The sequence below is a fragment of the Mycobacterium sp. BK086 genome (assembly GCA_004362315.1).
In the GTDB taxonomy this organism is placed as follows: Bacteria; Actinomycetota; Actinomycetes; order Mycobacteriales; family Mycobacteriaceae; genus Mycobacterium.
On record SNWL01000007.1, the window covers coordinates 462,020 to 473,312 of the forward strand.

Sequence of the window (11,293 nt, forward strand, 5' to 3'; positions counted from 1 at the left end):
ATGCCGCAACCATCCACGACGGTCAGCCGACTGCCGGAGAAGCAGAACACCTCCCGCGCCCGGCTCGACGAGCTGCTCGACGCGACACCGCTGGCGACCATCGCGCTGATCCGCGACCGACACCCGGTGATCTTTCCGATCGGGTTCGCCAGGATCGACGACGAACTGGTGATCCACGGCTCGACGGGATCGCCGTGGATGCGTCAGCTCGCCGGTGGTGCGGACGCCGCGGTTTCGGTCACTGCGCTCGACGGAGTCCTGGTGGCCCGCAGTGGATTCGAGTCCTCATTCCAGTTCCGTAGTGCGGTGCTGTTCGGGACGTTCGAACTCATTCCGGACGCCGACAAGGTCGGCTATCTCGAGAAGCTGACCGACACGTTCATCCCCGGCCGGGTGGCTGAACTGCGGGCCAGCTCGCGCAAGGAACTCGCCGCCACCATGGCGCTGCGAATGCCGATCGGTTCCGACAACTGGTCGCTCAAGATCGGCGACGGCTGGCCCGAGGACGACGACGATGACGTGGCGGCCGGGGCATGGGCCGGCATCGTCCCGCTGACGACGGTGTACGGCGAGCCGAGGCGTGCGCCGGACTGCGATCCGGCCACACCGGTGCCGCCCTCGGTCAATGCGATGGTTGGTGAGCTGTCGAACCGCCGTGGGCGACAGCGTCCTTCGTGAGCGGTTTGGGCCGAAGGATGTAACTGAACACCAGTGCGATGACGCCGATGGTGACGCACGTCCAAAACGCGTGCTGGAACGTGGAATCCGTACCGGACCCGACGATGGGCCCGGCCCAGGCGAATCCCAACGAGAAGCCGATGCCATAGCTCGCATTGGCCAGGCCCGGCAGGGCACCGGGTTCTTCATCGGACGCCTGGAGCACACCCAGCGACATCAGCGGCGTGTGAATCACTGCGGAGCAGGTGATTCCGTAGACCACCATGAGTGCCACGATCGCCCACTTGTTGTCGGCGAAGACGGCCATCAGCGCGATGACCACGATCGTGGAGACGATCCCGGCGCGCAGCACTGTGACGAAACCGATGCGGACGGCGAGCCGGCCGACGAAGGGCGACGCGAACACCTGCACGACCGCGGCAGGGGTCAAGAACAACAACGCGGTCATCGTGGCGTTGAGTCCGAAGCCGGAATCCGGATCTTCGGCCATGCTGGGAATGACGAACGCCTGGATCACCATGAACGACCCCACGATCAGGATCGTGACGACGATCAGCGGCCAGGCCTCCCTGCTGCGCATGTGCTTGAGCCCGATGACAGGATGCTCGACGCGGTTAGTCGAAATGATCAGTGCCACGAACGTCACGCCGGTGACGGCCAGCCAGACCAGCGTGGGCGTCGAGGTCCATCCGCCGTGGCCGCCTTCGGACATGAACATCGACAGGCCACCCACGGCCGACGCGATGAAGACCGCACCAATCCAGTCCATCCGGCCCTCGGAGCGAGAGCCCGCTTCGTCTGTGGGAACCCACTTCCACGCGAACACCACGGCGATCAGACCCACGACCGTGGTGAGGACGAAGATCGATCGGTAGCCCCAAACGTCGGTCATGATGCCGGCGAGAAAGGCGTCCCCGCCTGCGATTCCGCCGTTGATCGACGCCATCAACCCGCAGCACACGCCGAACGTCGCCCCGCTGACCCGGGCCCGCAGAATCATGAAGCCCAGGCCGTAGGTGATGTTCGATGCGCCCTGCAGGAAGCGGCCGACGACGACGAGCGGCAGCGAGCTGCTCAGGCACAGCACTGTGCCGAGAACGCAGATGACGAGGATGCCGATCAGGACGCGCTTGCGCCCGATGTAGTCGCTCCACCGGATCAGGACGACGTTGGCGAGCGCTCCGGCCAGATAGAACGGTGCCGACATGGCGACGAACGCACCGGGCCCGAGGGTTTCGTTGATATCGCGCACGGCCGGCGACAACATGGTGGCGTTCAGTGAGAACGACATCACCGAGAAGATCAGCGCCGTCACCAGAAGAACGATCTGCCTGCGGGACAACGTGTCGATCTCGGTGGACGGCTGACTCACGGGATGCATCGTATGTGACCAGCGCTGTTGGCGGGCGTTAGTGACGCCGCCATCCGCCCAGCAGGGTGCGCCAGAATTTTCGGTATTCCTCGGAGAACACGGTGTCCTCCGTGGTGCGCGGCGGCGCCGGCTTTTTCGCCGGCTCGTCGGGACGGTCCTGGTCGGGGGAGCCGTCGCGTTCGGACACGGTCAGCGCCGGCCCGGTCCGATCGGACCGGGCCCGAGCGGACCAGGCCCGACAGGTCCGGGGCCGACGGGGCCCGGACCCAGCGGGCCCACCCCGGCCGGGCCGACATAGCAGCACGGGTTGATGTAGACGTTGACGTCGTCGTAGTACTCGCACTGGTTGGTCTCCCAGTTGAAGTACATCCCGGCGCCACAGCCGTCATCCGCTGAACTCGTTGATGCCCAGGGTATTCCGGCTACCGGTATGGAGGCGATCACCACGGCGTAGGCGGCGACGCGTCCGATCCGATTCCGCATGTGCCCTCCTTGGCCGACCGGTGTCTCACCGTATCGGACTACGAGGGTGCCGTCAGGAAAACCTGGACAGCCATTCGGCGCTGACCGCCAGATCGTCGAGCTGACGATCGACCGCGTCGACGCGAGCGGACACCTCACGCAACTGCCTGGACAAGTCGGCACGCTGCATGACCAGTTTGGTCCGCATCCGTTCGAGCATCGTCAGGAGCTCTTGGGCTTCCGAACGCGTCGGTTTGTCGGCGGCGGTTGCCGTCATCGGCGTCTCCTCGGGGAGGATAGGAGATATCGCTATACCCCCAGAGTGCGCCCGGTAGACGTGGAAGTTCCAGCTGTTTGGGACACCGCCAGGCGGTTGCCAGCGCGTGCCGAGAAACGGCTAACCGAGGATGCGGTCGGCTTCGCGCTGGCCGCTCAGGTACGCGCCGTGGACGGTGCCGAACCACTCGGGGTTGGTGGCCTCGCCGGCGAACAGGAGTCGCTCGCCGACGGGTTCGCCGAGCGCGTGCATATCGTCGGGGCTCGAACCGACGGCGATGAAGCTATACGAGCCCAACGCGTATTTGTCTGTGCCCCAACGTGTCACGATCGACCCGGTGGGTTTCGGCGCGTCGATGGCGGTGATCAGCTCATTCACTGCGTCCTGGTCTGACATGGATTCGCGTGCCCATGCCGCCTGCCCGCCGCGCAACCCGACGAGCAGCGGCTTGTCGGCGAAGACCAGTCCGTTGACCAGATCGGTGACGGGTTGGTTCTTGCCGACCAGTCCGATCATCGGGGTGGACTCCGGCCAGAACGGCTTGTCGAAGGCGACGACCACCTTGTTGAGCAGTCCGAATCCGAGGCGTTCGATCGCCTTGCTTTTCGCCTCCGGGAGGGGCGGGTCGAACGTGATGGCACCCGCCTTGAGCACGCCGAGCGGGACGGTGACGATGACCCGGTCGGCGGTGATGGCGCCCTGCGAGGTGTCGAGGCGCACCTGCGAGCCGCCGTGCGAAATCCGGGTCACCTCGGTGCCCTGCCTGATGTCGAGCCCCTTGGCGAGGTGCTGCGAGAGCTGCGTGTACCCGCCGGGCAGGATGACGTCGGGCCCCTTGAACTGTTCCTCGCTGCCCAGCCAGCGCAGCGACATCTGGTCGGGGTCGGCCGCGTACTCCCCGGCGATCCGGGAGGTCACATTCCACGCGACGAGGGGATCGTTCATATCCGCGACACCGACCAAACCGTCTGCCACGGTTTCGGTCGAAGGCGCGTCGCCGCTGAGCTCGTCGAGCTTCTCGATGATCCGGTGCCACTCGTCGACCGACGCCGCGGCTGCCTTGGGGTCAACGGTTCCGTTGTGGTCGACGAGAATGAAGTCCTCGAAATCGGTTGGCACAGTTTTGGCCCCGACATCTTGGGCCAGTTTGGTGAGCGGGTTGTTCTCGGTGCCGTGAATCCACGAAGCGCCGATATCGATCGGTACCCCCAACGATGTGTCGGTCCTGGTTCGTCCGCCGATCCGGTCCCGGGCCTCGAGCACGGTCACCCGCACACCCGCATCGGCCAGCCGCCGGGCCGCCGCCAATCCCGAGAAGCCGGCCCCCACGACGACGACATGGTCGCCGACCTTGTCGTCCGCGCCGCCGCACCCCGGCAGAAGAGGCGCCGCCGCGAGCGCGCCGAAACCCAGCATGAACCCGCGCCGCCCGACCGAACGCATGGCGGTAAAGCTATCCCGCCGCGGCGTCGATCTGGTTGAAATCGCACGATGTCACCGCGGCCGTTCACCACGTGGAATTCGCCGACCTTTGCTATGCACTTACCGTGCAATCCACGCCAACCGGCGCGGTGGCCGAGCCGCCGACGCCCACCCCCGTGCCTGCGGTCGTCGAGCGCTCCCGGCGGCTGATCGCCAATCCGATCTTCGAGACGGCGATCGTCGTCGTCATTGTGATCAACGCCACAATGCTCGGTCTGGAGACCTTCGACTCCGTCGCCGCCGGGTACCACGGCGCCTTCGATGTGCTCTACAACGTGATCCTCGCGGTCTATGTCATCGAGTTGCTGATCCGGTTCACCGCCGTTGGATGGAATGCCCGTGAGTTCGCCAAGAGCCACTGGAATGTCTTCGACTTCGTCGTGATCGCCGCGTCCTTCCTGCCGGGCCTGCGCTCGACCGCCATGCTGTTGCGCCTCGTGCGGCTCGCGCGCATCGTGCGCATCATCCGGTTCCTGCCGGACCTGCGCGTGGTCATCGGTGCGATCGCCCGCAGCATCCCCGGGGTGGCATCGCTGGCTGCGGCGACGGCACTGCTCATCTACATCTACGGGATGCTCGGCTGGGTCCTGTTCTCCAACCACGATCCCGACCACTACGGGAACATCGGCCGCGCGATGCTGACGATGTACATCATGCTGACGTTGGAGAACCTGCCCGACAACGTCGAGATGGGGCTGCAGATCTCGCCCTGGACGGTGCTGTTCTTCATCAGCTACACGGTCATCCTGAGCTTCCTGGTCTTCAACCTGTTCATCGGCATCGTGCTGAATTCGATGGAGGAAGCCCGCGCGGTCGATCGGGCCAGGCACGAAACCGACGACCTGCTGCACCGGCTGCGAGCGGCGCGCGAAGCGCTCGAGGACGCCGAGCGGGAGCTGCAACGCTCACACCGCGACGATCAGGGGTCAGCTACAGGCGGCAGGGCCGACTCCGGGTAGCAGGGTGTCCGGTCACGGTTCCGCCATGAGTGCCGACACTTAGGTTGGCCCGGGTATGTCCTCAGATTGGCGACGGCAACCGCACAGGTGAGCGTCGATCAGTGCGGCGAACCTGAGCATTACATATATAAGGAAGCGTTTCGAACACCGTGTGAAGGCGGCGTGGTTAACTAGCCGACGCGACGGCTACATGCAGTTCTGGCAAACGAAAGGGCACCCGTTCATGAAATCAGCACGGTGCTTACGAACTGTTGTCGTGATCGGTGGCTTGTCGGCGGTGCTGCCGCTGGCGACGGTCGGTCTCGCGTCGGCCGACCCGGTCACGGAGGCGCTGGCTAACACGACCTGTAGCTACACACAGGTGACGGCAGCCCTCAACGCGGAGGCTCCGGCCCTGGCCCAACAGCTCAGTCGCCGACCCGATATGCAGGCCAATATTCAGCAGTTCCTGGCGATGCCGATCGACCAGCGTCAACAGCAGCTGGCACAGCAGCAAGCGATGAACCCACAGTTGCAAGCGATGATCTATGCGCAGATCGGACCGCAGATAACGCAGGTCGCGAACACCTGCATGAATTACTGACCCTGCGTTTGGCTGGATCTGGGCCTTCCCGATCCAGCCCCGTCGCCCACGGTAACCACACACCGTAAAAGCGGTTATGGTCTTTGTTCCGACCTTTGAAGCTTCTTCCGCGTGCTCGCAGCGCGGCGCTGTATGGCCCGCCGAGAAATTTGCTGCAGCGTCAACTAGGGCCTGGACAGAAGTGACCGAAAAACGACCCCTCGTGTGTCATTTCGGCAACGCCCTCGACAGCTGTCAACGTAAGATCCTCACAGAGTTACCCGCGGGTAGGCCGCTGGCTGCATGAACGTGTTCTAAAACCAGGATTTGTCGCGCGCGTAAAGCTAGAGTCGCTCCTCATGCAGGCCACCTTGGCTAACTCTCATCCGACGAATGGCGCCTCTGTAGCGCTGCTTGATCGACCCGACGTCGGCGAGGCACTGACGGCAATCCGGCAACCGGTTGCCGTCGTGAATTCGGTGCACGGGCCGCGCGCGGTGCTTCTCGACAACACCGGGCAACTAACGTCGGAGATCTTGCGTCAAGATGTGCTCGCCGTCCTGCCGCCGATCTATCCCGAGTGGCTCGGCGACCGTAGCTTCACCGCGACGCACGGTGTGCGATTCCCTTACGTCGTAGGCGAGATGGCCCGCGGGATCGCGACGCCACAGATGACTGTCGAGGCGGTACGCGCCGGCGTCATGGGTTTCTACGGCAGTGCCGGGCTGGATCTGGCCACCGTCGAAGCCGGCGTGCTGGAGATTCAGGCCTCGCTCGGCCGGGACTCCAGCGGCTGGGGCGCCAATCTGATTCACAACATTCAGAGCGATGGCATCGAACTGGCGACCGTCGATCTGTTCCATCGCCTCGGTGTGCGTTATGTGTCCGCCTCGGCGTTCATGCGACTGACCCCCGCGGTTGTCCTCTATGCCGCAAAGGGTCTGCGCCGCGACGCGAGCGGACATGTCGTGCGGGCCGGGCACATTTTCGCCAAGGTCTCTCGCGACGAGGTCGCGCGGCAGTTCCTGTCGCCCGCTCCGGAAGCGATGTTGAGCGCGTTGGTCGCCGAAGGGCGGCTCACCGCGGAGGAAGCCGCGCTCGCCAGCGGAATCCCGATCGCCGAAGACATCACGGCTGAAGCGGATTCGGGCGGCCACACCGATAACCGTGCGCTGACCGTTCTGCTGCCGCGGCTGATCAGCCTGCGCGACGAGATCGCGGCCACCTATGGCTATTCGGTCCTGCCTCGGGTCGGTGCGGCCGGCGGACTGGGTACCCCCGCCGCCGTCGCGGCCGCGTTCGCCGCAGGCGCGGCATATGTGTTGACGGGTTCGGTCAACCAGTCGGCGGTCGAAAGCGGTTTGTCGCCGGACGCCCGAACCCTGCTGGGGCTGGCCGAGTCCACCGACGTCGCGATGGCGCCGGCGGCCGACATGTTCGAAATGGGCGTGACCGTCCAGGTTCTCAAGCGCGGAACCATGTTCGCGCAGCGCGGGCACCGCCTCGCCGACTTCTATCGCCGCTACTCCTCGCTGGAAGAGGCGCCGGCCGAGGAGCTCGCCAATCTCGAAAAGACGGTCCTGGGCCGCAGTGTCGCCGACATCTGGGCGGACACCGAGGCCTTCTTCGCCAAGAGCGATCCGCATCAGGTGGAACGCGCGGCGGCGGACCCCAGACATCGCATGGCCCTGGTATTCCGCTGGTACCTGTTCACAGGTTCGCAGTGGGCACGCGACGGCAACACGGAGCGCCGCGCTGACTACCAGATCTGGTGTGGCCCGGCGATGGGGGCCTTCAACCAATGGGTGCGAGGAAGTTTCCTCGAGCCGGTGGAGGCACGCACGGTTCGGCAGATCGCGCTCAATCTCCTTGAGGGCGCTGCAACTGTGACTCGAGCCGGGCAGCTTCGCGCTTCGGGCGTCGCGATGCCGCCTTCCGCCTTTGATTTCCGTCCACGTCCCCTCGGATAAGGGTTACCTTGACTGACAACACGCACCAGCCCATTGCCACTCCGATCGCGGTGGTCGCCATGTCGGCGATCTACCCGGGCGAGTCGGGGTTGACCGGCTTCTGGCGCACAATCACCGCTGGCCGCGACGCCATCAGCGAGGTACCCCCCTCGCACTGGCTGATCGAGGACTACTTCGACGCCGACCCCAAGGCTCCGGACAAGACCTACTGTAAGCGGGGCGGCTTCATCGACCCGGTGAACTTCGACCCGGTGCAATTCGGGTTGCCGCCCAACGCATTACCGTCGACGGACACCGGACAGATTCTCGCTTTGATCGCGGCCCGGCAGCTGCTTGATCAGGTTCAGCACGAAGGCGCCGAGGTCGACCTGGACCGTGTCGATGTGGTTCTCGGTGTTGCCTCGACGACCGAACTGGTCGTGCAGATGGGTTCGCGCATGCAGCGGCCGATCTGGCGTAAAGCCCTGCTGGAGAACGGTTTGGCAGAGGACGAGGCCGACGAGATCTGCCAGGACATCGCGGATCACTATGTGCCGTGGCAGGAAAGCACGTTCCCGGGTCTGCTCGGCAATGTCATCGCCGGCCGGGTCGCCAACCGCCTCAATCTCGGCGGCGCCAACTTCGTCACCGACGCCGCTTGCGCCAGTTCGCTTTCGGCGCTGCAGTCGGCGTTGCACCGGCTGTACCTGCACGAGTCGGATGTGGTGCTGACCGGCGGCGTCGATGCGCTCAACGACGTGATGATGTACATGTGCTTCTCCAAGACACCGGCGTTTTCGGCGACCGGTGACTGCCGGCCCTTCTCCGCAGGGGCCGACGGCACGATCATCGGCGAGGGCGTGGGCATGGTCGCCCTCAAGCGGCTCGCCGACGCCGAGCGTGACGGCGACCAGATCCATGCGGTCATCCGTGGACTGGGCTCCTCTTCCGACGGAAAGGCTTCCAGCGTCTACGCGCCGCGTTCCGAAGGACAGGCCAAGGCCCTGCGCCGCGCATACGAGCGCGCCGGCTACGACCCGTCGACGGTCGAACTTGTCGAAGCCCACGGCACCGCGACCAAAGCCGGTGACGTTGCCGAATTCGCCGGACTGAAGTCGGTGTTCACCGACCCTTCCGCGCGCATCGCGATCGGATCGGTGAAGTCCCAGATCGGCCACACCAAGGCTGCGGCAGGCGCGGCCGGTCTGATCAAAGCAGTTCTCGCACTGCAGCATTCGACACTGCCCGGCACGCTGAAGGTGGATCGGCCCAACCCTGCGATGGGGATCGAGGAATCGCCCTTCTATGTCAATTCGCAGACCCGGCCCTGGGTGCGCAAGAGCGACCAGCCGCGGCGTGCGTCGGTCAGCTCATTCGGCTTCGGCGGCAGCAACTTCCACGTGACGCTGGAGGAATACCAGGGCGAGCACCGCGCCAAGCGGCTACGGACATTGCCCAGTGAGCTCGTGGTACTCAGCGCGCAGTCTGAGGCGGATCTACAGAAGCGGGCCGCTGACATCGTCGCGGCCGCGCGTTCCGGCGAGAGTCTCGCCCGGATCGCGTTCGAGGCCGCCGAAGAATTCGATGCCTCGCTGCACGCGCGCGCGGGTCTGGTCGCCACCGACGCCGAATCGCTGGCCGCACTGGCTGATCGGCTGCGTACGGCGCTGGCCGACGGCAAGGCCGCTGAGCTCAAGGATGCCAACATCGCGGTCGGTTTCGGGCCGGCACGCGAGGGCAAGACCGCCTTCCTGTTCCCCGGACAGGGCAGTCAGTACGTCGGGATGGGCGGTGACTTGGCGCTCACCTTCCCCGAGGCTCTCGCCGTCTGGGACGGGCTCGAGGGAGATCTGACGGATCTGCCCGGCGTGGTGTTCCCGGAGCCGGTCTTCGACGCGTCCGCGGTGGATGCGCAGAAGAAGGAACTCACCGCGATGGCCAACGCTCAGCCGGCCATCGCCGCGACCAGCCTGGCTCAGCTTGCGCTGCTCGACGTCCTCGGCGTGAGCGCGACCGCGGCCGCCGGCCACAGCTTCGGCGAGGTCACCGCGCTGGCGGCGGCGGGTGTGCTGCCCACCGAGAGTCTGGTGGAGACGGCCCGCACCCGCGGCACCCTGATGAACGAAGCGGGCAAAGGCAAAGACGGTGCGATGCTGGCGGTGACGGCGACCGTCGATGACGTGCGGGCACTGCTTGCCACCCAGCCGGCGTCGGGTTCGTTGGTCGTGGCCAACGACAATGCGCCCACCCAGGTGGTCCTCGCCGGGTACGAGACCGATATCGCATGGGCACAGACCGAGGCAAAGGCCAAGGGCTGGACGGCTGTTCGCCTGCCGGTAGCCTCCGCGTTCCACTCGGAGATCGTGGCCGCGAGCTCCGCACCGCTGACCACCTACCTGAAGACGCTGAAGATCGGGCAGCCGAACTTCCCGGTCTACGCCAACGCCACCGCGCAGGTCTACAGCGAGGACGTCGCGGTGCAACTCGGCGATCAGGTTCAGCAGGTGGTGCGGTTCCGCGAGATGATCGAGGCGATGGCCCGCGACGGCGTCACGCGCTTCATCGAGGTCGGCCCGAGTCGGGTCCTGACCGGGCTGGTCACCAAGATCCTTGGCGACGCGGCGCACTTCGCGGTGGCTCTCGACGACCCGAAGGCCGACGGTCTGCGTGGCTGGCATCGCGGCCTGGCCGCGCTGGCGGCCGACGGTGTCGCACTGGATCTGGTTGCGCTCTTCGATCATTACGCGGAGCCGGTGAAATTCGTTCCGGCGCCCAAGCATGCCGTCAAGGTCGGTGGAGCGAACCTCGGCAAGCCGTATCCGCCGGTGGACGGCAAGGTCTCGATCAAGGCCAAGCGCACTCGGGCGAGCGTGCAGAGCGCACCGCCGGCAGTGGTCCCGGCCCCCGCGCCCGCCCCGGCGGTTCAGCGGATGGACGCACCCGTCGCTGCGGCACCCGCTCCGGTGGTGCAGGCACAGGCGCCGGTCGTCCAGCAGGCGCCGGTCGTCCAGCAGGTCGAGATCCAGCAGGTCGAAATCCAGGCTGAGGTGATCGAGGCCCCGCTGTCCAGTGATGTCTGGAGCATCATCGACAGCATCCAGAAGGAGACTGCCGAGCAGCATCAGCGCTACATGGATGTGGTCACGAACAGCCACCAGGCGTTCCTGGACATGTCCACCCAGATGATGGCTCAGATCGTGGGTGGGTCCACCACCGTCGCGCAGGCCCCGAGTGTGCTGACAAGTGTTGCACCACAGCAGGTTATGGCGCCGGTGATCGCGGCGCCGGTGATCGCGGCGCCGGTAGTCGCGCCGCCGGTCACCGTGGCCCCGGTCGCGCCCGCGCCGGTGGCTGAGCCGGTTGCGCCCGCACCGGTCGCCGCTCCTGCACCTGCGCCTGCGCCTGCCGTTGCCGCTGCGCCTGCCGCGCCGTCGGTGTCAGCCGGTGATGTTGTGCTGTCGATTGTTTCGGAGAAGACGGGTTATCCGGTTGACATGCTCGGGTTGGGCATGGAGATGGAGGCTGAGCTCGGGATCGATTCGATCAAGCAGG

Annotated in this window: 10 protein-coding genes; 5 read left to right on the forward strand and 5 right to left on the reverse strand. The window is 65.7% G+C overall.

What is annotated here, in order from left to right:
* A complete protein-coding gene (locus EV580_RS25950; protein ID WP_133694856.1) occupies positions 1-678 on the forward strand; it encodes a pyridoxamine 5'-phosphate oxidase family protein in 678 nt (225 codons plus the stop codon).
* Here the strand turns inward: EV580_RS25950 and EV580_RS25955 are convergent.
* The 5 genes from EV580_RS25955 to EV580_RS25970 form a co-directional block, all read right to left on the reverse strand.
* A complete protein-coding gene (locus EV580_RS25955; protein ID WP_133694858.1) occupies positions 623-2,059 on the reverse strand; it encodes an MFS transporter in 1,437 nt (478 codons plus the stop codon). The two genes, EV580_RS25950 and EV580_RS25955, sit on opposite strands and share 56 nt — an antisense overlap.
* A 28-nt stretch (positions 2,060-2,087) precedes the next feature.
* Positions 2,088-2,237 carry a hypothetical protein gene (locus EV580_RS33915; protein ID WP_166654888.1) on the reverse strand — a complete coding sequence of 50 codons (150 nt, stop codon included), beginning with the start codon at positions 2,235-2,237 and terminating at the stop codon, positions 2,088-2,090.
* Positions 2,238-2,239: 2 nt separating this feature from the next.
* A complete protein-coding gene (locus EV580_RS33920) occupies positions 2,240-2,533 on the reverse strand; it encodes a hypothetical protein (RefSeq protein WP_166654889.1) in 294 nt (97 codons plus the stop codon).
* 52 nt (positions 2,534-2,585) lie between these two features.
* Positions 2,586-2,789 (reverse strand): hypothetical protein, encoded by a 204-nt coding sequence (locus EV580_RS25965; RefSeq protein WP_133694862.1) that lies wholly within the window; start codon positions 2,787-2,789, stop codon positions 2,586-2,588.
* A 120-nt stretch (positions 2,790-2,909) separates the two neighbouring features.
* Positions 2,910-4,232: a flavin monoamine oxidase family protein gene (locus EV580_RS25970; protein WP_133694863.1), complete on the reverse strand. Its 1,323-nt coding sequence runs from the start codon at positions 4,230-4,232 to the stop codon at positions 2,910-2,912.
* Positions 4,233-4,336: 104 nt separating this feature from the next.
* On the opposite strand from EV580_RS25970, the gene EV580_RS25975 reads away from it, so the two are divergent.
* The 4 genes from EV580_RS25975 to EV580_RS25990 form a co-directional block, all read left to right on the forward strand.
* The gene (locus EV580_RS25975) at positions 4,337-5,230 is read left to right on the forward strand and encodes an ion transporter (protein ID WP_133694865.1); all 894 of its coding nucleotides are present in this window, start codon (positions 4,337-4,339) and stop codon (positions 5,228-5,230) included.
* A 256-nt stretch (positions 5,231-5,486) separates the two neighbouring features.
* Positions 5,487-5,813 (forward strand): hemophore-related protein, encoded by a 327-nt coding sequence (locus EV580_RS25980; protein ID WP_286171857.1) that lies wholly within the window; start codon positions 5,487-5,489, stop codon positions 5,811-5,813.
* Positions 5,814-6,151: 338 nt separating this feature from the next.
* Positions 6,152-7,762 (forward strand): PfaD family polyunsaturated fatty acid/polyketide biosynthesis protein, encoded by a 1,611-nt coding sequence (locus tag EV580_RS25985; RefSeq protein WP_133694867.1) that lies wholly within the window; start codon positions 6,152-6,154, stop codon positions 7,760-7,762.
* A gap of 8 nt (positions 7,763-7,770) precedes the next feature.
* Positions 7,771-11,293, forward strand: a 3,523-nt coding sequence (locus EV580_RS25990) for a type I polyketide synthase (RefSeq protein WP_133694868.1), incomplete at its 3' end; no start/stop codon positions are given.